This window comes from Streptomyces actuosus (assembly GCF_016921115.1).
Taxonomy (GTDB): domain Bacteria; phylum Actinomycetota; class Actinomycetes; order Streptomycetales; family Streptomycetaceae; genus Streptomyces; species Streptomyces actuosus_A.
In genome coordinates, this window is the sequence record NZ_JAFFZS010000009.1 from 89,082 (window position 1) to 108,126 (window position 19,045).

General features: G+C 68.9%; 20 protein-coding genes. 12 read left to right on the forward strand and 8 right to left on the reverse strand.

Annotation, left to right across the window (positions count from 1 at the left end):
- Positions 1 to 44: 44 nt before the first annotated feature.
- Positions 45 to 1,286, reverse strand: a complete 1,242-nt coding sequence (locus JS756_RS36760) for a polyprenyl synthetase family protein (protein WP_240203736.1) — start codon at positions 1,284 to 1,286, stop codon at positions 45 to 47.
- Between the two features lie 419 nt (positions 1,287 to 1,705).
- Here JS756_RS36760 and JS756_RS14185 point away from each other — a divergent pair, with 419 nt between their 5' ends.
- The 3 genes from JS756_RS14185 (at position 1,706) to JS756_RS14195 (ending at position 5,616) form a co-directional block, all read left to right on the forward strand.
- On the forward strand, positions 1,706 to 3,883 hold the full coding sequence (locus tag JS756_RS14185; protein ID WP_205383448.1) for an MMPL family transporter: 2,178 nt from the start codon (positions 1,706 to 1,708) through the stop codon (positions 3,881 to 3,883).
- A 436-nt stretch (positions 3,884 to 4,319) separates the two neighbouring features.
- The gene (locus JS756_RS14190; protein WP_205383449.1) at positions 4,320 to 4,784 is read left to right on the forward strand and encodes a hypothetical protein; all 465 of its coding nucleotides are present in this window, start codon (positions 4,320 to 4,322) and stop codon (positions 4,782 to 4,784) included.
- Between the two features lie 109 nt (positions 4,785 to 4,893).
- Positions 4,894 to 5,616 (forward strand): helix-turn-helix domain-containing protein, encoded by a 723-nt coding sequence (locus JS756_RS14195; RefSeq protein WP_205383450.1) that lies wholly within the window; start codon positions 4,894 to 4,896, stop codon positions 5,614 to 5,616.
- 473 nt (positions 5,617 to 6,089) lie between these two features.
- Here the strand turns inward: JS756_RS14195 and JS756_RS14200 are convergent, their stop codons facing one another.
- Positions 6,090 to 8,270 (reverse strand): DEAD/DEAH box helicase, encoded by a 2,181-nt coding sequence (locus JS756_RS14200; RefSeq protein ID WP_205383451.1) that lies wholly within the window; start codon positions 8,268 to 8,270, stop codon positions 6,090 to 6,092.
- Between the two features lie 146 nt (positions 8,271 to 8,416).
- On the opposite strand from JS756_RS14200, the gene JS756_RS14205 reads away from it, so the two are divergent.
- The 3 genes from JS756_RS14205 to JS756_RS38835 all read left to right on the forward strand — a co-directional run bounded on the left by JS756_RS14205 (position 8,417) and on the right by JS756_RS38835 (position 9,478).
- Complete coding sequence (locus JS756_RS14205) at positions 8,417 to 8,668, forward strand: hypothetical protein (RefSeq protein WP_205383452.1); 252 nt, start codon at positions 8,417 to 8,419, stop codon at positions 8,666 to 8,668.
- Complete coding sequence (locus JS756_RS14210; protein ID WP_205383453.1) at positions 8,668 to 9,060, forward strand: type II toxin-antitoxin system VapC family toxin; 393 nt, start codon at positions 8,668 to 8,670, stop codon at positions 9,058 to 9,060. Before JS756_RS14205 ends, JS756_RS14210 begins: the two co-directional genes overlap by 1 nt.
- Positions 9,061 to 9,394: 334 nt before the next feature.
- Positions 9,395 to 9,478: a CPCC family cysteine-rich protein gene (locus tag JS756_RS38835; RefSeq protein WP_498063048.1), complete on the forward strand. Its 84-nt coding sequence runs from the start codon at positions 9,395 to 9,397 to the stop codon at positions 9,476 to 9,478.
- A 129-nt stretch (positions 9,479 to 9,607) separates the two neighbouring features.
- Here the strand turns inward: JS756_RS38835 and JS756_RS14215 are convergent, their stop codons facing one another.
- Entirely contained in the window at positions 9,608 to 10,744 is a 1,137-nt protein-coding gene (locus JS756_RS14215; protein ID WP_205383454.1) for a Fic family protein, read from the reverse strand.
- Positions 10,745 to 11,349: 605 nt separating this feature from the next.
- Here JS756_RS14215 and JS756_RS14220 point away from each other — a divergent pair.
- Genes JS756_RS14220 through JS756_RS14230 form a run of 3 tightly spaced genes read left to right on the forward strand, consistent with a single transcriptional unit; the run spans position 11,350 to position 13,097 of the window.
- Positions 11,350 to 11,736, forward strand: coding sequence for a CPCC family cysteine-rich protein (locus JS756_RS14220; RefSeq protein WP_205383455.1), 387 nt, complete (start codon positions 11,350 to 11,352; stop codon positions 11,734 to 11,736).
- Positions 11,733 to 12,464, forward strand: coding sequence for a HEAT repeat domain-containing protein (locus JS756_RS14225; RefSeq protein ID WP_205383456.1), 732 nt, complete (start codon positions 11,733 to 11,735; stop codon positions 12,462 to 12,464). The genes JS756_RS14220 and JS756_RS14225 overlap by 4 nt, the downstream gene beginning before the upstream one ends.
- A 3-nt stretch (positions 12,465 to 12,467) precedes the next feature.
- Positions 12,468 to 13,097 (forward strand): DUF6000 family protein, encoded by a 630-nt coding sequence (locus tag JS756_RS14230; protein WP_205383457.1) that lies wholly within the window; start codon positions 12,468 to 12,470, stop codon positions 13,095 to 13,097.
- A gap of 17 nt (positions 13,098 to 13,114) precedes the next feature.
- Here JS756_RS14230 and JS756_RS14235 read toward each other — a convergent pair whose 3' ends face one another.
- Positions 13,115 to 13,651: a CbrC family protein gene (locus JS756_RS14235; RefSeq protein ID WP_181802339.1), complete on the reverse strand. Its 537-nt coding sequence runs from the start codon at positions 13,649 to 13,651 to the stop codon at positions 13,115 to 13,117.
- Between the two features lie 66 nt (positions 13,652 to 13,717).
- The gene (locus JS756_RS14240) at positions 13,718 to 14,074 is read right to left on the reverse strand and encodes a hypothetical protein (protein ID WP_039658204.1); all 357 of its coding nucleotides are present in this window, start codon (positions 14,072 to 14,074) and stop codon (positions 13,718 to 13,720) included.
- A gap of 97 nt (positions 14,075 to 14,171) precedes the next feature.
- On the opposite strand from JS756_RS14240, the gene JS756_RS14245 reads away from it, so the two are divergent.
- Complete coding sequence (locus tag JS756_RS14245) at positions 14,172 to 14,714, forward strand: hypothetical protein (RefSeq protein ID WP_205383458.1); 543 nt, start codon at positions 14,172 to 14,174, stop codon at positions 14,712 to 14,714.
- An 18-nt stretch (positions 14,715 to 14,732) separates the two neighbouring features.
- Here JS756_RS14245 and JS756_RS14250 read toward each other — a convergent pair whose 3' ends face one another.
- The 3 genes from JS756_RS14250 to JS756_RS14260 are packed head-to-tail and all read right to left on the reverse strand — an operon-like array spanning position 14,733 to position 17,084.
- Positions 14,733 to 15,194 carry a hypothetical protein gene (locus JS756_RS14250; RefSeq protein ID WP_205383459.1) on the reverse strand — a complete coding sequence of 154 codons (462 nt, stop codon included), beginning with the start codon at positions 15,192 to 15,194 and terminating at the stop codon, positions 14,733 to 14,735.
- A complete protein-coding gene (locus JS756_RS14255) occupies positions 15,191 to 15,727 on the reverse strand; it encodes an NUDIX domain-containing protein (protein WP_181802336.1) in 537 nt (178 codons plus the stop codon). The genes JS756_RS14250 and JS756_RS14255 overlap by 4 nt, the downstream gene beginning before the upstream one ends.
- A gap of 1 nt (position 15,728) precedes the next feature.
- Entirely contained in the window at positions 15,729 to 17,084 is a 1,356-nt protein-coding gene (locus JS756_RS14260) for an NsdA family TPR-like regulatory protein (RefSeq protein WP_205383460.1), read from the reverse strand.
- A 223-nt stretch (positions 17,085 to 17,307) separates the two neighbouring features.
- Between JS756_RS14260 and JS756_RS14265 the strand changes: the two genes are divergently transcribed.
- Complete coding sequence (locus JS756_RS14265) at positions 17,308 to 18,057, forward strand: hypothetical protein (RefSeq protein ID WP_039658209.1); 750 nt, start codon at positions 17,308 to 17,310, stop codon at positions 18,055 to 18,057.
- 76 nt (positions 18,058 to 18,133) lie between these two features.
- Entirely contained in the window at positions 18,134 to 19,045 is a 912-nt protein-coding gene (locus JS756_RS14270; protein ID WP_205383461.1) for an aminoglycoside phosphotransferase family protein, read from the forward strand.

Consider the following 19,045-nt stretch of genomic DNA (forward strand, 5'->3'; position numbering starts at 1 on the left):
CCGTCTCCCCCGTGCGAGGGAGACGGACCGACACCCCTGGACCGTCACGTCGGCTGGTTTCCGTGCTTGCGCACCGGCAGTGGGGCGTGCTTCTCGCGCAGCATCGCGAGCGCGTCGATCAGCACCTCGCGGGTCTCGGCGGGGTCGATGACGTCGTCGACCAGACCGCCCTCGGCGGCGTAGTAGGGGTGCATCAGCTCGGCCTTGTACTCCTTGACCAGCAGAGCACGGGTCGTCTCGGGGTTGTCCGAGGCGTTGATCTGCCGCCGGAAGACCACGTTCGCCGCGCCCTCGGCGCCCATCACCGCGATCTCGTTGGTGGGCCAGGCGTAGCAGAAGTCGGCGCCGATCGAGCGCGAGTCCATGACGATGTACGCGCCGCCGTACGCCTTGCGCAGAATCACCGAGATCCGCAGCACGGTGGCGTTGCAGTACGCGTAGAGAAGCTTGGCGCCGTGCCGGATGATGCCGCCGTGTTCCTGGTCGTCAGCGCGGGCGAGCAGGACGGGCAAGCAGGCCACCCCCACCGCGAGGTCCTTGCCCTGTTCCTTTCCGCTCAGCCCGGACGACGAGGTGATGTCGAGCAGGTCGTCGGCGATCTGGAACGCCACGCCGAGGTGTTCTCCGTACTCCGCGAGCGCGTCGGCCACGGCGGTGGGCGCCCCGGCCTGGAGCGCGCCGAGCCGCAGCGCGAGGGATATCAGTGCCGCCGACTTGTCGGAGACCACGCTGAAGTAGTGGACGAGCGGGTCGTCGTCCCCGCCCGGGCCGAGCAGCTCCCGCATCTGGCCCCGCACCAGTCGTGCGGAAGCCTCGGCATGCAGCGCAAGGGTCTGTGCCACAAGGTCGGCGCAGAGCCGGGCGGACGTGGCGAGCAGCCAGTTGCCCGCCATGACGGCGACGGAGTTGCCCCAGCGCGCGTTGACGCTGGGCACTCCGTGCCGGATGCGGGCCTGGTCCATCACGTCGTCGTGGTAGAGCGAGGCGGCGTGGACCAGCTCACAGATCACGGCGGCGTCCGCAACACCCGGAGCCCCGGGTTCCGCGAACTCGGCTGCCACCAGGGTGAGCAGCGGGCGCAGCCTCTTGCCGCCCGCCGCGACGAGATAGCCGACCATCTCGGTCACACGCGGGTCGGCCGCCCCCGCGGCACACTCCCGGAGCCGCTCTTCCACCCGTTCGAGGCCGGCGGCAAGGCTGGATTCCAGCTCGTCCTCACCTACGGCGATCCGGGAAAGCACCGAACGGCCGCGCTCCTGAGCGACCAGTGTGGCCACCTGCGACATCTGCCCCTCCCCCCGGGCACGTCTGCGTCGTCACGGCCCACCACGCCGAACGGTAGGAAGGGGACGCCCGGGCAGGACAGGGAATCCACCTCGACTGTCCGCAAGAGGACAGCGAGGGAATGTCCAGCAGGCGCACGGCCCTCGGTTCGGGCGACATTCCGCCGGAAGTTCCACTCCGGCTGTCACCAACGTGTCGACCAGCCCGCTCGGAGCCTGTGATTCCGGGTCGGCGCGGGAGACTTGGTGAGCAGCGCTCGAATCCCGGCCACGATTCGAGCGGCGTGCCCGCGTGCCGCTGGGGGCCATGCGCTGCCTCCCACCCCGCGTTGAGTCGCGCCGTCCGGTCACCGGGCGGCCATAGGTGCTGCCATGCCGCAGACCTGCGGCCGCGCACCACCATCCCTTTCCAAAGGAGCGTCGTGTTCGGACGGATAGGACGGTTCACCGTCAACCGGCCTTGGCTGGTCATCTTGGCCTGGATACTTGCCACGGTCGCACTGGCCACCCTGGCTCCCACGCTGAAGTCCAGTACGGACCAAGCCGACTTCCTGCCCTCCCGGTACGAGTCGGTCCAGGTCACCAAGATCCAGGAAAAGGCGTTTCCGCAGCAGGAGACCCCCGCTGCCGTGGTGGTCTTCCAGCGGACCGACGGCCGCAAGCTGACGGCCGCCGACAAGGCCACCGTCACCAAGGTGGCCAAGGAGTTCCAGGCGAAGCGGTACGAGACCTTCGACAAGGTCCTGAACTCGCCCGAGTCGGTGTCCAAGGACGGCAGAATGGCGCTCGCGAGCGTCGTCTCCGCCGAGAAGGACCCGGCCACCGAGAAAGGCCAGGAGTCGGTCCGCAAGCTCCGCGCGGACGGCAAGGAGCAGCTCCGGGGCAGCGGGCTGAAGATGGGGGTCACCGGCCCCACGGCCCTGGCGCTCGACGCCAAAGAGGCGGCCGGGAACACCGACGCCATGATCATGATGGCCACGCTGCTCCTGATCATCGTCCTGCTCGGGGTCATCTTCCGCAGCCCGCTCATCGCGCTGCTGCCGGTCCTCACCATCGCGCTGACGTTCATCGTGGCCAACGGCCTGATCGCCACCGCCAGCGAACTCTTCGGCCTCGAGGCGGACAGCAGCAACTCCGCGATCCTGATCGTGGTCCTCTTCGGTGTCGGAACCGACTACATCCTGTTCCTGCTGTTCCGGTACCGGGAGCACCTGCGCGAGGGGCGCGAGCCCAAGCGGGCCCTCATCGACTCCGTCTCGCGAGTCGGAGAGACCATTGCCTCCGCCGCGGGCGCGGTGATCGTCGCCTTCCTGGCCCTGCTGTTCTCCACCATGGGCAACCTGCGCGCGATGGGCCCGTCCCTCGCGATCTCCGTCGCTGTCACCCTGGTCGCGGCACTCACCCTGGTGCCCGCGGTCTTCTCCCTCCTCGGTACGAAGGCGTTCTGGCCGTCCAAAGCATGGCAGCGGGCCTCGAAGAACCGTCTGGCCAGCAATGTCGGCACCTTCGCCTCCCAGCGACCCGGCCTGGTCGCCACCGTCTCCACGGGCCTGCTCGCCGTGCTCGCCATCGGGGCACTCGGTTTCAAGCCCGGCTTCGACCAGGAGAGCACACTTCCCAAGTCCCTGGAGTCGATCCGGACCAACGCGGATCTGCAGAAGAGCTTCTCAGCGGGCGAGACCGAGCCGAGCCTGGTGTTCGTCACATCGCGTCAGGGCACGCCGCTCGACAAGGCCGCCCTCGACTCGTTCCGGCGGTCCGTCGCCAAGGTGTCCGGCGTCGGCGAGGTCTCCCCGGCCCGCCTGAGCTCCAAGGGCGACGTCGCCCAATACCACGTGGTGCTGAAGTTCCGGCCCTCCTCCGACCAGGCCATCAACCTGGTCGCCGGCGCCCTCAGGGACACCGTGCACAAGAACGCGCCCGAGGGTACGAAGGCGCTGGTGGGCGGAAAGACCGCGGTCCTCGCCGACATCGAGGACGCCGTCGAGCACGACTACAGGCTGGTCTTCCCGATCGCCGCGCTCGCCATCCTGCTCATCCTGGGGCTGCTGCTGCGCAGCGTCGTCGCCCCGCTCTACCTGATGCTCGCGGTCGGCCTCGGCTTCGCCGCCACGCTGGGCTCGGCGGTCTTTCTCTTCCAGAACGTCAAGGGCGAGCAGGGGCTGCTGTTCTCGCTGCCCATCGTGGTGTACCTCTTCGTCGTCGCCATCGGAACCGACTACAACATCCTCATGGTGGCGCGGCTGCGCGAGGAGGTACTCAACGGGAAGTCCACGGCCGAGTCCGTACGTCTCGCCGTCTCCCAGTCGGCCCCGACGATCGGATCCGCCGCCGTCATCCTGGCGGGCACCTTCGGTGTCCTGATGCTGGCGGACAACTCGATGCTGCAAGAGATGGGCTTCGCGGTGGCGTTCGGCATCCTGCTGACCGCCTTCGTCATGGCGCTGCTCCTGGTGCCGACACTAACCGGGCTGATCGGCCCGAAGGCGTGGTGGCCCCGGAACCGGTCCGGGCAGCACCCCGGCCACCCCGAGCAGTCCCTCGCCGGGCCTCGCCAGGAGGAGCAGGAGCCGGTGACAACCACCCCGGGCCGCTCCTGACCCAGGCGCACGGAGGACCGAGCGTACGAAGGAGCCGGGCAGCACCTCTCGGGGGGGCTGCCCGGCCCCGCGCGATCCCGCGCGGTCCCCATGGCCTGCCGTGCCACCCGCCATGGGCGCATCTTGCCGCCACGGAGGGACTGCTCTTCCAGTCCGAGGACTGATTCGCCCTGTGGTTTCGGCCCTTTGGCGCAGGGCAGTCGAGAGGTGATCACATCGTTCTCGACGGTTCCCGCAGTGTTACTGACAGGCAGTGGTCGACAGGCCATCGTCGGCATGACAACGAAAGGACGTGATGAGAGCGATGTACCACCGGTGGCTGCCGTCCGGCCCCCCATACCAGGCGAGGCCCACCGATCGTGGTGCCTCCTCCGGAAGTTCGGACGGCGGCGAGCGAGCGCGGGCCATGGGACCGGCCCTGGAGAGGCGCTCCGAGGTGCGACAACGGCATGTTGCCGACGGCCTGTTGGACACGTCGGACGCACTGGGCGACGAGCTGTCACGCAACCGTGAGCACAGCGGTCAGGCGTCCGTCACCCGGGTGGCAACGACTGACGCCGGGACGTTCGTGATCGTGGACGGCAGTGTCCCGTGCGTCCCCGCCCACGGCCCCGCCGGGGTGCGCCGCCCGGCCGTGGTGCGCGTCCTCGAGTCCCTGTTCGCCGGCGCATGGACGGCGGCCGTGCCGTCGGCGGACCGCAACAGGCTGCGGCACCGCACGCGCAGCGGGATGACCCCCGGTGTCCTGCGCCGACTCGGCGCGAGGCTCGCGGACGACGCCGGGGGCCGGGGGACGAGTGTCTCCCTGCACACCTACCGGCGACATGTGGCCCAGGTCATCGTGGCGTTGAAGATGGATGCGCGGGCCGTCGCGCTGGACCCGACGCCCGGTCACAGGTGATGCGCTCGTGGACATCGATGCAGGGGAAGAACATATGGGGCCTGCCCGGGGCGAGAATCGTATGCACTCCCGGACCAGGAGAGACGACATCGCCCGGATCCTCCTCGACATGAGTTCCCTGATCGAGGACACCGTGGCCCTGCCCAGGGGCCAGAGAGCCGAGGAGCCATGGGCACTACCGGCGGAACCGGACGAGGCGTCGGTCATGGCGGCCATCGGGGAACAGATCCGCCAGGCGCGGCAGTCGGTGGACATCTGCCTCGCCGGGCACACCACCCGTGCTCACCGGTTCGTCGAGATCCTGCGGGCACGGGACGAAACGGTCCGGGTACGGCTCGCCCGCTCCTGGCCCGGACTGGACGGAGTCCCGGAGTCTTGGGAGGACCTCGCGGCGAGCGAGCACATCGAGGTCCGGATCGCCCGCGTACCGCTGATCGACTGCGTCGTCGTCGACGGCCGGAGCGCTCTGCTGATCGCCGACTCGGCCACCGGAGCACAGGTCTCCCATCACCGGGCCGGCGGTGTGGTCGGGGCGCTGCACAGCCTGTTCATCGCCGTGTGGCGCGGCGCCACACCGGTGCCGGTCCGTTTCGGCAGGGGCGGTCAGGCCCGCGCCGAGCTCGTGGCGGGGATCCTCGGCTGTCTGCACGCCGGGATGTCGGACAAGCTGGCGGCCGATGAGCTGTCGTTGTCCGTGCGCACGTATCGGTGCCACGTGGCGGAGATCACGGCGTCCCTGGGTGCGACCTCCCGTTTTCAGGCGGGTCTGCGCGCGGCCGAACTCGGCCTGCTGCCCACCCCGCTCCCGCGAGCGGCACCCTCGGAGAGCTAGCCGGGTCCGGGCACGCTGCCAGGAATGGGGCCGTCGGCGGCCGACTCCGACAACCCCCAGCAGCGGCGCCGGCTGCAGCGTGGAGAAATCGACCCTGCTGCAGATCAGCTGCCCCGACGTGCAGCACGCAGGCCGGTGGTGCCCCACGCCTACGCCGACATCCAGCACGATACCGTGATGGGAGGTGATAACAGGTGACGAGAGGTCAGAAGATCCAGCGCCTGTCCAGCACGGCAAGAATCAAGGGGTCTGATTCCGAAGAGTCAGAACCCATTTGACCTGCATGTTGCCAGATCAGCGAAGTGGCGCCATGTCACCGGCTAGACATTGAAGCGGAATGCCTGAACGCTGATCCTGACCTGCGGCGGAGCCTCTCACACGCCCCTGACTTGGTATTTCGTCGTTGGCACGCGTCGGCTCCCGACGGCCGTTTACGGGTGTCCTGCGGACTGGCTGCGGACCGGAGGACACCCTCACTCGGACGACGGGGGCCTCTCGTCCGTCATACCCAGACGTGCCTGTTCCTCCTCGACGATGCGACGTGCCAGCTCGGTGTCCGACACGTCGACCGCGTCCGGGGTGGCTTCGGCCACGGCGCTGCGGCGGGCATAGGCATCGAATAGGCGCGTCTTGGTCTCCAGCATCTTCACCATGCGTTCGTCCACGCCTCCGGTGGCGAGGACACGGTGCACGCGAACCGGCCTGACCTGGCCCATACGGTGGGCCCGGGCCACCGCCTGATGTTCGATGGTCGGCTTGATCTGGGGTTCGCAGATGACGACGACGGAGGCGGCCTGCATGTTGAGGCCGACGCCCGCTGCCTGGATCTGCCCTAGGAGCACAGCCGGGCCCTGGACAGCGGCGAAGTCGTCGACGATCTCCTGGCGACGCTGGGCCGGGACGCCGCCGGTCAGCGGACCGAACACCGGAGTGGCCCTGGCGGTTCCGGCCGCGAGGGCCTCCTTCACCACGCCCAGTACGTCCTTGAAGTTGGAGAAGACCACCGTCTTCTGCCCGTTCTCGCCGGCCTCCTGAAGGATCTCCCGGAGCCGGTCCAGCTTGGCCGACTTCTCAGGGCGCATGTACGCGGCCCTGCGCATGGCCATGAAGTTGCCCGCGCGCACGGCGTCGCGGTACGCCTCCTCGTCCGAAGCGCTCAGCTCCTCCCACTCGTCGGTCTGTTGAAGGCTCGGGAGTTCCGTCAGCACGTCCTCCTGGTTGCGCCGCAGGTAGACCGGGGCCACAGCCTTGCGGAAGGCGACCGATCCGGCCAACGCGTCCCGTTCACCGAGGGAGTCCGCGACGTCGCCATCGAGCATCTGGACCAAGTTGCGGAACTCCACGACCCGGTTCTCCATCGGGGTCCCGGTCATGAAGAGGCTGCGCTCACAACGCTCCGTCCACAGGGCGACCGACTGAGACCGCTTGGTCTTCGGGTTCTTCACGGAGTGCGCTTCGTCGACGACGAGGAGTCCGACCTCCCCGCCACCCGGCGCCGGAAATCCGCGCAGTGCGTCGAACGTGGTCACCCCCACCCCGCCCCGCCCCTTCCAGTCGGCGAACGCGTAGTGCCGGTCAGGACCGTGGAGCACCATGACGCGCAGGGCGCTGCGGTCCTCGATCTCCCGAGTCCAGTTCACGAGGACGCTCGCCGGGCAGACGACCATGAAGTGACTCTGTCCCTCGGCAGCCAGGTGGGCGAGGACGGCGATCGCCTGGATGGTCTTCCCGAGGCCCATCTCGTCGCCGAGTATCACCTTGCGCTGCGCAAGCGCGAACCGTGCGCCGAACGCCTGGTAACCGCGCAGGGAGACCCGCCGGTGCGTGTCGTCGAGGTGCTGGGTCCGTACCCGCTCCGCGATCTCGTCCGGCAGAAAGCCCTCCGCGGCAGCCGCGTCCGGCAGCCGCCCGGAGATCTCGGCGAGCAGGCTGTAGTACTCCGCGGAGCGGAGTTCGAAGTCCACCCAGGCCGCGACGTCGGACGAGAGCCCTCGGAGCAGGTCCACGGACACCTGGGCGAGCAGCTCGGGCAGACCGGCGCGCTCCGCCTCGTCCACCAGCGACCGGATCTCGGCGACCGCCGCCCACGCGCGAGCCTTCTTCTCCCGGCCGGCCAGAAGCATCCTGACCCTTCCGGCGGCGGGCCTCGCGTCGGCCAGCAACGGACCGAGCCGTTCCGCCAGGGCGGTGGCCTTGTCGACCGCACGCCGGGCGTCCGGGCCGGCCTCCACCAGGACGTGCAGGGCCATGACGAGCGCGGTGGTGCGCGGCTCCGGCTGGTCCACGTCGATGTGGACGGCCACGGTCTCGTACACAGCCTCGGAGAGCCTGCGGGCGGCGGCGAGCATCTGGTCGACGGTGCGCTGCCCGACACCGGGAATCTGCCGCAACCGGTAGGGGCCCGCTTCGAGAACACTGCCCAGGGTGCGCAGTCCGCTCTTCTCGACGCTCCCCAGCCGCAGCCGCCCTTCGGTGACGTCCTGCAGCCGGGCGACGGGAATGGTGTCGAGCTCCCGCTTCACCTCCGCATCGTGGATCAGCTTCAGTGCCGCCCGTACCGCCTCCACTGCCCTTCCGTGGTCACCGACCACTGCCTGAGCCGCCTCATGCAGTCGCGCTCCCCTCGCGACCGTGTCCCGCTCGCCACGCCCCACGCTCCCCGCCCCTCTCTGACCCTCCTCGCATCCTCCCACCGCCCTCACCGGGCCTCGACAGGCGTTCGCTGCTCCCTGCGGGTGGACCGAAACTCGGGGCAGTGATTCACACCCCCAGACTTACGACTACCGGTAGGATCAGCACCATGAGCGGTAGCAGGAAGTATTCGATCAGCCTGCCCGAGGATCTCGCCGAGGCCGTACGCGCCCATGTCGGGCCCGGCGGTTTCTCCGCCTACGTCGCCGAGGCCCTCGAACAGAGGGTCGCCATGGACAAGCTGCGGGAGATCGTCGCCGACTTCGAGACCGACAACGAAGCTCTCACCCGCGAGGAGGTCGAGGCCGCCCGGGCGCTGCTGCGCCACGACCAGGGGCAGGCCGGCGGAGCCGCCGCCTGATGCCCGGCACCCTCCTGCTCGACAGCGAAGGACTCTCGAAGCTCTACCGCAAGGACCGCACCGTCGTGGCTCTGGTCCAGGCGGCGTCGGAGGAGGGCGTACGCGTCGCCACCAGCGCCATGACCACGCTTGAGGCCGACTACGAGCGCATCCACCCGGCCCGCATCAAGTGGGTCCTCTCCCGCGTCGACGTTCACGACGTCACCAAGGAGATCACCGACCGGGCCGCCGTCCTCCTTCGCACCCATCACCTTCACGGTCACACGTACGCCATCGATGCCGTTCTCGCCGCCATCGCCCGCAGCGCGCCCCAGCCGGTCACCGTCCTCACCTCCGACCCCGAGGACCTGACACTCCTGTGCGGCCCTTCCGTGGAGGTCGTCAAGGTCTGAGACCGCGTCGCCGCCATGCCGCCCGGCCAAACGCTGTCACCGCATCGCGGGATCGAGGACTCACTGCGGACACACAGCTGTGCCCGACCCAGCAGCAGGCGGGTCGAGCCCAGGCATTGACATAGCGTCAGACGTTGAAGCGGAATGACTGCCGCTCGATCCTGACCTGCGACGGAGCCCCGCGCAGGGCCCTGACCTGGGATTTCCTCGTTGGCATCCGTTGGCTCCCGACGGCCGTTTACGGGTGTCCTGCGGACTGGCTGCGGACTGGCCGGGCGGGCGGAGGCCGAGAAATCCATGGCGCACCGGCGGGACCAGCAAGGAGACTGCCCAGGTGAGCGACCGCTACCCCTGCCCGTGCTGCGGACACCGCGTGCTGAGCGCGATGCCCGGCTCGTACGAGATCTGGCCGATCTGATTCCGGGAGGACAACAAGGTTCAGCTCCGCCGGCCATGGGTAGCGGGGCGAGCAACAAGTTGCGCGTGCCCTGAGTGCGCCTGTTCCGCATCGCCCATCGTGACTGATTCGGCAGTTCGCGAGATGCTCTCAGTGCGTGTACGGATCAGCCAGTGCCAACGGCGTCCGGGCCGCTTCCAGAGCCGACCCCGGAAAGGCGGGCCCGGCGGTGTAGAAGCGGGCACGGGTGCGGCCGACCGGTGTCAGGACCTCCCCCGCGACCAGGTCCCGCAGGTCGCGTTGGGCCCGCTGCAGGCTCAGGTCCTCCGTTCGTTCGTAGCGTGTACGACGTACCCGCCCGGACATCGCCACATCATGCAGGGCGGAAACCACCCTCTCGTCCAGCCCCCGGCCCTCCGCGAACTCACCCAGCAGGAGCCACACCCGACTCGAACGATCCAGGCGATTGCGTACGGTCTGCGCCTGCTGGTGGTAAGCGGTGAGGTTGAAACGGATCCAATCGGAGACGTCTTGGTCGGGGCGGTAGGTGGCCCCCCGACGCTGCAACTCGCGGTAGTACTCCCAGGTATTGCCAGGGCGCCCCAGCCAAGCCTCGATCGAGGAGAACTCGGGAGCCAGTTCTCCCTGTCTCGCGATCATGAGCGTTTGGAGAGATCGGGACATTCGGCCGTTGCCATCCGCCCATGGGTGGATGGCAACAAGGTGGAGATGCGCCATGGCGGCCCGCACCAGCGGATGCGGGCCGCCGTCCGCGTTCAGCCACTCGACCAGTTCACCCGTCAACGCAGGCACCTCGGCTGCGTCCGGTGCCGTATATGCCGCGATGCTGGGGTCGCGGGCGTCTGTCACGTACACCGCTCCACGGCGCCACTGCCCGGCCGGCTTCCGCGGGGTGTGCCGGTGTCCCTGCAGCATCCAGTGGAGCGCATTGAGCAGCTCCTTGCTGTACCGGAAGTCCGCGACGTCATGCAGCGTCTGGATATAGGTCATCATCCGCTGATAGGCCAGCGTCTCCTCGCGATCCTCCTCGGAGACGTCGACATCCCGCTCACCCTCCAGCAGGTCCTCGACGTCGACCGTGGACACCCTGAAACCCTCGATCGAGTTGGAGGCCGCCACCGCATCGGCAGTCAAGAACTTGCGCAGCCCTTCGGTCCACTTCACCGGAGTTGACCGGACCTGGAGGCGCAACGAGCGACGAAGATCTTCGATCTCGCCAAGAACGCGCTGATCCTCGGCGGTGAGGGCGGGCGCGGGGAAGAGCATGCCCTTACCATAGATTGACGCAAACATTACGTCAATACGTCAGTACTCATCGACACCTCAACATCGATCCTTCACCGGAACGACGAAGAGGCCGAGCCCGCAAGAGGGACAGGGGGCGGCAGCCTGCGCCTCGATGGCGGCAGGGCTGGTGAGAGGCGGGGCCAGACCACGGTCATGGCGCCCATGAGCGTCACGCGCCATGCGAACGCCGAGGCGACCGAACGAACATCTACCATCAAACAGGCCCCGGTGTTGCGACGGCCGGTTGACTCCGGGCCGCTGCCGCGGTCCGAATGCACAACGCAGCCGGGCCAGGCGAACCGCTCTGCGGACTGTTGCGGACAGCGCGACGGCCTGACTCGCGATCCCGCAGGTCAGGCCGCCTCCATACATGCGATCAGACGTTGAAGCGGAATGCCTGAAGCCCGATCCTGACCTGCGGCGGAGTGCCCTCCAGGGCTCTGACCAGGGATTTCCTCGTTGGCATACGTTGGCTCCCGACGGCCGTTTACGGGTGTCCTGCGGACTGGCTGCGGACTGACCGGGTACCGCGGAGGCAGAGAAACCCATGGCACACCGGCGGGACCTGCCACGAGACTACGCAGGTGAGCGACTCCTACCCCTGCCCGTGCTGCGGACACCACGTGCTGAGCGCGATGCCCGGCTCGTACGAGATCTGCCCCGTCTGCTTCTGGGAGGACGACGGGGTCCAGTTCCGCTGGCCCACCATGGCCGGCGGGGCGAACAAGGTCTCCCTGATCGAGGCCCAGCGCAACTACCAGGACTTCGGCGCCTGCGACGAGCACGGCCGCCGGTACGTCCGCCCTCCGACCGAGGATGAGCCGCTCGACCCCGCCTGGCGCCCCATCGACCTGACGCGCGACTCCTTCGAGGACTGGGACGCCGAGGACCGGGCCCCGTGGCCCGACGACCGCTCGGTGCTCTGCTGGTGGCTCCCCACTTTCTGGCGCCGGGACCACTCCGCGTCATGACCTCCCACATCGAGACACTCGTCCGGCAGCTCGACGGCAAGGCCGACGAGTCCTACGACGCCCGCGCGGAGCTGATCTGGATCGGCGCCGCCGCCATACCCGCCGTCATCAACGGCCTGCCTTCCCTCGGCGGCTTCGGTCAGCTGACCGCCATCGAGGTCTTCGAGGAGGTGGGCGATCCCTGTTGCGGCCCCGCTCTCATCGGCCTGCTGGACAGCGACAACCCGACCGTCCGCGAATGGGCGGCCATGGCCCTGGCGAGCCTGAAGATCGACGGCGCGGTCGAGCCTGTGCGCCACGCCTATCGCGCCTGCCTGGAACGGGCGACGCCACCAGACTGGAGCGAGCCGGAAGGCATCCGCTGGGCCCTGACCGAACTCGGCGCACGCACCCCCGTCGTCCCACCGCTCACCGCGCGCCTACGAGCCACCGCTGCGGACGACGCCCCCGGCTGGCCCTCGACCCACTTCACCGAGATCATCAACGATCTGGCCGACCACGCCCAGGTGATCCTCTACTCCCAGTTCTGGCGAGTGGACGCCGGCCGCCCATACGGCGTCGACGGCCCCGGCCTGGACTGGGAACTCGACTGGACCGCGCCCTGGGAGCACCTGGTCGAGGAGTCCCGCACCTGGTCCCTGCTGGAAGCCTCCGAAGCCCCCGTCGGCGACAACATCTTCGTCGCCCCCACTTGGATCGACCGTACCGACCTGTACCCGGAGAGGTGACCGATGCCGTCCCAGCACCCCGAGGAAGTCGGCTACGGCCATGTGGTCGAGAGCTACGTGACGAGGACGTACGGGGGCCTCCCGCGCTATCTCGTACTGAACGGCGGGCGGTTCCTGGGCCCCCGGTGGTGGCACACCACACGCTTTACCCGGCATCTGATCGCTGACGCCGCCGCGATCAACGACGAGGAACTGGAAGCCCTCCTCGGGTACGAATGGCGCTCGCGTCTCACCGCCGGCTGGCTGATCGGCGTCGACCGCCGCGAACAGTTCCGAGCACGCATCGGCGACCTGCTCCTGGCCAGCGAGGTCTGCTATTCCGGCGGCGCCTACTGCTTCGCCTTGGCCCGCTTCGGCACACACGTCGACGCTGAGATCCTCACCGCCTACCTCGACCGCTACCTCCCCTGCACCGACCTCCACTACGACCAGCCCGCCGCACTGGGCGCCCTCCTCCGCCTCGACGCCCTCCTCGGCACCCGCCACGCCGACCGCTTCACGGACCCCGACGGCCTCTGGGACGAGTGGGTCACGGGCGTGGGGCGCCTCGGCTACCCCAGCTACACCCCCGCCGAACAGCGCCGCTGGACGGACCTCCAGTGCGAGTTCGCCAACGGCTGGACCCGGCCGTAGCAGCCGCCTGACTGCGGCTACGTGAAGTCCGCGTACGCCATGTATCGGCCGCACGTGCGGCACATGAAGAGGTAGCCCGTGGGCTGACTGTCCTTGTCCAGAGCACCCAGATAGCTCTCCACCGCCTCGGCAGACCACCCCCACGCGCCAACCTCGCTGCGCAGCGCCTGCAGGGCATCCGGGAACATGGCCAGCTCGGCCATCCCGACCGCCCCCAGGAACGCCGCACCATCACCGCAGTGGAAGAACCACTGCGGGTCCTGCCAGGAGGAGAAGCCCGGCGTACACGCGTCGACGGACATCACGACCTCAAGCGGGACATCGTCCCCGGCCGGGTCACCGATGAAGTGCGCGTCGTACTTCGAAGCGGCGCTGCCATCCGCGATGCACCACGGGCACAGCAGGTTGGAAAGTTCCTCGACCGCGTACACCGGGCCCGTGTAGATGAACCCCCGCGCCCTCCCGCAGCAGAGGCACGTCGTGCTGGACTCAACGACCGCCCCGGTCGCCAAGGGGTCGGGGTGGTAGTGAAAACCGGGCAACTCCTCGGACATGCCAGTCACGCTACCTGCGCACAGGAAGGTCGTGCCGGACTGCACCCGCCCTCGGTCCGAAGGCGGTCATGGCCGCAGCAGCCGAGCCTGCGGGTCATAGCAAACGAGCCCCATCGATGCCGCGAGATCGGCGGCGTAGGCCGAAGCCTCCTCGGCCATGCTGTATCGCATCGGGAAGTAGATGAACGGCCCGGACGCCTCGCCGATCAACGGCCCCGTCGACCAGGGGGAGGTGTCCTCCTCGTCCTCCGTGAGATCCACCCATCGCGCCAAGAGCCCAGCAACGTACTCCGCGATACGCGGTGACGGTGGAAACTCTTCCTCCGTGTCGATGTAGCGGTCGTACAGCTGGGTGAGGACCTCGCCCGCGATCACATCGTCAGCGGGCTTGCTGCCTTCCCACACCGCCAGGTCGTAGCTCATGGCCGAACTGTGCCACGCCCTACTGACAGCACCGCTTTAGCGTCGATCAGCAGGCCAGCCGCACCAGACGTCCGAGGGCGCTGTTACGTTCCGTCCCATGACCGCATCAGACGATCTACTCCGCCGGATCGAGCAGGAGCCTTCCCTTGCTACCGCGCTCGCCTGGCCTGGCGATTTCGACGTCGAGCGCCGGGATCCCATCGAGCAACTTGCTCTTCCTACCAGGATCCCCCTACACCCGATAGCCGGCTGCGGCGCCGGCGGCACGTACTACCTGTGCGGGGAGGCTGAGGCCGAGGAGAGGCCCGTCCTGTACGCCGACTCGGAGGGCCAGGTCACGTTGATCGGCGCCGACCTCGTCGAGGCGATCACGCTCATCGCTGTACTGCCCTTCTGGCGCGACCTGGCGAAGGGCTTCGCGATCAGCGAGCTCGGCTCGGACCTTCGGGCCGACCACCCGGACTTCGACGCCGAGCGCGACCGCCTTCTGCACGCCCTCGGGCTTGCCTCCCTCTCCGAGGAGGAGGCTGCCGCTCGCCTGCTGGCTGTGGGCGCGCGCACGGCCCCGGACTACGTGCCTCGCGTACCGGACGACGATCACCTGCCGTACGAGCTTCTGTTTCCGAGCAGCCCCGCATAACGAAGCCATCGCTTGACGTCAGTACCGGGCGAGGACCTGTCGCAGGTCCGTGCCCAGGAGGTCCTCCAGCGCCTGGACGCTGGCTGGCGATAGCGGCAGCTCGCATTCTGGGTCTGTGGTGACGAGGCTGTACCTGGCGAAACCCGCAGCCTCGACGTAGTCGAGGGCGTTCAAGTCCGTCTGGGCAGAGCAACAGGGCACCGTTACGGCAAGTGCGTCGAAATAGCCGTCCGGAAGGACTGCCGTGTCCATCGCGTCGCCCCACCAGTCTTCGATATCGGAGCCGCATACGGGGCACCGAACACCACACCAGTTCTCCCCGGGATCGATGAAGGCTGTGCCAGGGATGTCCCAAACGTCGTAACCGCCCAACGCCTCAGGAACCAGTTGCTGTAGCCGGGCTTGCGCAGCCTCGCTCGCAGCCGGTGCAGGCGAAAAGTGCGGGTCCTTGGGTATGAGGTGAAGCAGCGTGATGCTCACGCTGCCGACCAGCCGTCCAGCGAGACCTCCGAGCCGTCATTCAGGTAGTGGTGGAGGGCACTGGCGGTGGTGTCAACGAAGGCTTCAGGGATGGCGTCGGTGTCGACCCAGCGGACCTGGGCGTGCTTGCGCGGTTCGCGGTTCTCGGGCTCGCCGGTCCAGTCGTGGGCGGCGAAGACGACCGTGAGGAAGCCGTTGGGGGCCTCGACGCCCCAGGCACCGTGGATGATGTGGGCGACCTTGAGGGACTCGGGCTTCACCGTGAGGCCGGTCTCCTCGTAGAGCTCGCGGACGGCCGTCTCGGTGATCGGTTCGCCCGGTTCACTCTTGCCGACGGGGAGGTCCCACATTCCCTGGGCGAACTTGGCGTTCTCGCTGCGTTGGAGGAGGACGACGCGGTTGGTGGCCTTGTCATGGACGATGACCGCGGCGACCAGCAGGGTCATCGATTCGAGCGCCGGCTTGAGGGCCTTCGGCTGGTCGTCGGTCTGCTGGGTCACGGTGTTCCCTTCGTCGGGCGGGTTGTTGGGCATGTTAGGCGAGGGCCTCGCGGGCGCGGCGTGCGAGATCGGCAGCACCGGGAACGCGGCGGCGCTGGTAGACCGCGAGGGTGGAGCGGATCGAGGTGATCGCCTTGCGGGTGCGGTCGGAGGTCATGCCCTCCATGAGGACCAGGGCCTGGGTCCAGGCGGCGACGGCCTCGTCGGCGCGGGCCTGGGCGGCGAGGCTGTCGCCGAGGTCGGCGTGGGTGAGGGCGTGGACGCGCTTGTACTTCGCAGGGTCCCAGCGGGTGAGGGCGTCCCGGTGCTGCTGTTCGGTGCCGATGTGGTCCGCGAGGTCGGTCAGGGTGCGGGCGGTGTGGCTGGCCACCGTGCCGGCGGCCGGGCCGCTCACACGGGAGTAGCTGGGCTGGGGACCGTCGTCCCGGAGGAGGGCGTCCTCGGCGGCGAGCAGGGCACGCGCGGCCGACGAGTTCTCGTCGGTGGCGGCGTAGGCGCGGGCGTGCGTGATGTGGAGGAGCGCTTCGGTCCGGCCGTCGACGTGGCCGAGACCTGTGCGGAGGGCACCTTCGATGAGGTCGACGCAGTGGTGGGGCTGTTTGAGGCTCAGTGCTTGGTGGGCGAGGGCGCGCATCATCCAGGCGGCGTGGCCGTGGGGGTCGGCTTCGCAGGCGAGCTTGTAGCCGACCTGGTAGTAGCGCTGAGCGGCGCCTTCCTGGCCAAGGTCGTGGTGCTTCCAGCCTGCGAGGTAGGCGAGTTCGGCGACGGCGCCGAAGGCGGCCCGGCGTAAGCCTTCGCTGGGGAAGCGTCCGCGCAGCATGGGGGCGGCGGTGTCGGCGAGGTACGCGGTGACGGTGGTCAGGCCGTGCCCGCCGCCGAGGCGCTCGTCGGCGGCGCTGAAGGCCGCCGTGATCTGCCGTACGACGTCCACGTCCTCTGCCCCGACCATGGACGTGCCGGTGCGGGCGCGGAGCATGCGGGCGGTGGCTTCGTGGTCGTAGCCGAGCGGCATGGCGACGCCGGCGGTGGTGAAGGCCGCGATGGCGAGGAAGCGGCGGCGCTCGACGTCGGCGCGGCCCAGGTCGGTGACCGCGAGGACAGGGTCGGATTCCGCTGGCTCTTCGTCATCACCGGCCTGGAGGCCGATCTCGGTCTGGGTGACCGTGCGCCCCGCTCTGCGGGATAGCGCCTCGGCCAGGTACTGGCCTACCCGGCCCGAAGGGGCACGGGTGCCGTTCACCCAGTGCGAGATGGCCGACTTATTGGTCTGGAGGATCTCGCCGTTCTCGGCGGCGATGCGCCGCACGTCTCTGGCGAAAGCCTCGTAGGTGCAGCCGACCGCCTCAATGGCGTCGCGCAGACGGGAGTTGGGTTCTCTCTGCGCCGTCACGATCGCCTCCGCCCTGGAGCTGTAAACCGCGTATACCGCTTCAACTGCCTTCCACCGTACCCACTGAGCGTGACCACCGGTTCACTTATCAGTAGCCGCCCGGAACGGCGCGACCGTGATCCAGACTCCCCCTTGGTCCAGGCGGCACCCCGAAGTTCCGTACGCCCACACCAGGCTCGGGCATTCCTGTGCCCGAGACCGGCCAATCAGGGACGGAGACACGGTGACCACCATCGACACCACGGCCATCACGGTCGAGCTGCCCGAGGCGTTCGACCCGCGCTGGAGCCGCCTGCCCGGCATCCAGGTCGACGGCCGGCGCATCACCATCGACCCGGCCGAGTACTTCTTCCGCTTCGAGTCGAACACCTGGCTCGTCGCTGACTGGGAGCTGGTCAAGTCCCAGCTCCTGGACGTGGACGAGACGACCGAGAGCGCGGTCGAGCAGCTCGCGCTCGACTTCATCAAGCAGCACAGCGAGTCCACGTCCGACGCGTCCCGCGTCCTGGCCACCGCGTACGAGGTGTACGCGTACCTCTTCCGCGAGGAGCACCTGGCCAGCCTCGGCCTGCCGCAGATCACCGCCGACCACCTGCGGATGCTCCGCGAGGCGGCCACGCTCATGGCGCTCAACAAGGTCGAGCTGGACGGGCACATCTCCAACGTCGGCCCGTGCTGGTTCTTCCCCGCCGCCACGTCCGTCGTCTTCGACCTGGACGACGAGATGGGCGGGATGCTCGACGAGGTCTACCACGGCGGCTGGTTCAACGAGCACCGCCGGATCGAGTCCATCAAGGCACACGCGGCGCTCGGCGGCCGGCTCGTGCATGGGTGCCAGTCCGTGCCGGACCAGTCCGGCGGCGTGGTCGCGCCCTACGGTGCCTCGATGGCGAACTTCCGTGACGACCTCGCGGCCTTCAAGGCGGGCTGGATCGAGCAGGTCTACGCCCACCGAGTGAACCCCGCCGCGTAACCCACCCGATCAGGCTCCGGGACGGGCCAGTATCTCTCGCCCGCCCCGGACGCCACCATCCCCCCGGAGCCCTCCCGTGACCACGAACCCCAGCGCCGAACTCCTCGACAACCTGCTCACCGCGACCGGCCAGACCACCGCCGTACGGGAGGAGGTGCGCGTGTGGTCCATGTCCGGCGTCGAGCGCGTGGCCTTCCCCGACGGCTCCACGGCCATCTTCAAGTACGCCAAGAAACCCTTCGACAGCGAGGACCAGGCCCTCCGCCTGGCCCACACCCTCGGCGTACCCGTCCCCCAGGTCCACGCCTCCGCCGTCCTGGACGGCTGGCTCGGCATGCTCATGGAGGACCTCGGACCCTCCGTCCGCGAGGCCGACGACCTCGACGGCGTCGCCGCGGCCGTGATCCTGCACAGCACCCGTACGGCTCCGCCCTTGTCCGTCCTCGACCAAGACCGGCTGCGGACGCTCCCGGCCCGGGCGCTGGAGCACCTCGAACGGCTGCGCAAGGCCGACCGGTGGCAGGACGCCGACGACGTCGAGGACGCGCTCGACCGGATCGCCCAGGCCGCCGAGGCCCGCTCGGCCGGAGCGACGCTGGAACCGTTCGGCTGGGTGCACTCCGAGTTCCACCCCACCAGCCTCCACATCGGCGAGCGCGGCTGGCGGCTGCTCGACTTCGCCCGCGCCTTCACCGGCCCCGGCCTGCTCGACCTCGCCAGCTGGCACGGCACCATCGATCCCCCACACCCCGTGCGCCGCCGCGTCTTCCTGGAGCAGTACGTCACCGCCGGCGGCACCCCCGACGCCCTCGCCCCGCGCGGGGGGCTCACCGCTGAGAACTGGGCCCTGGGCTGGCACCGCATGTGGGCCGTCGAGTGGTTCATGGAGCAGTCCATCCGCTGGATCAACGACCCGGCCACCGACCCCGCCTACATCAAGGCCGTACGCCGCCACCTCACCGATGTCCTCCACCTCCTGGAGATCTGA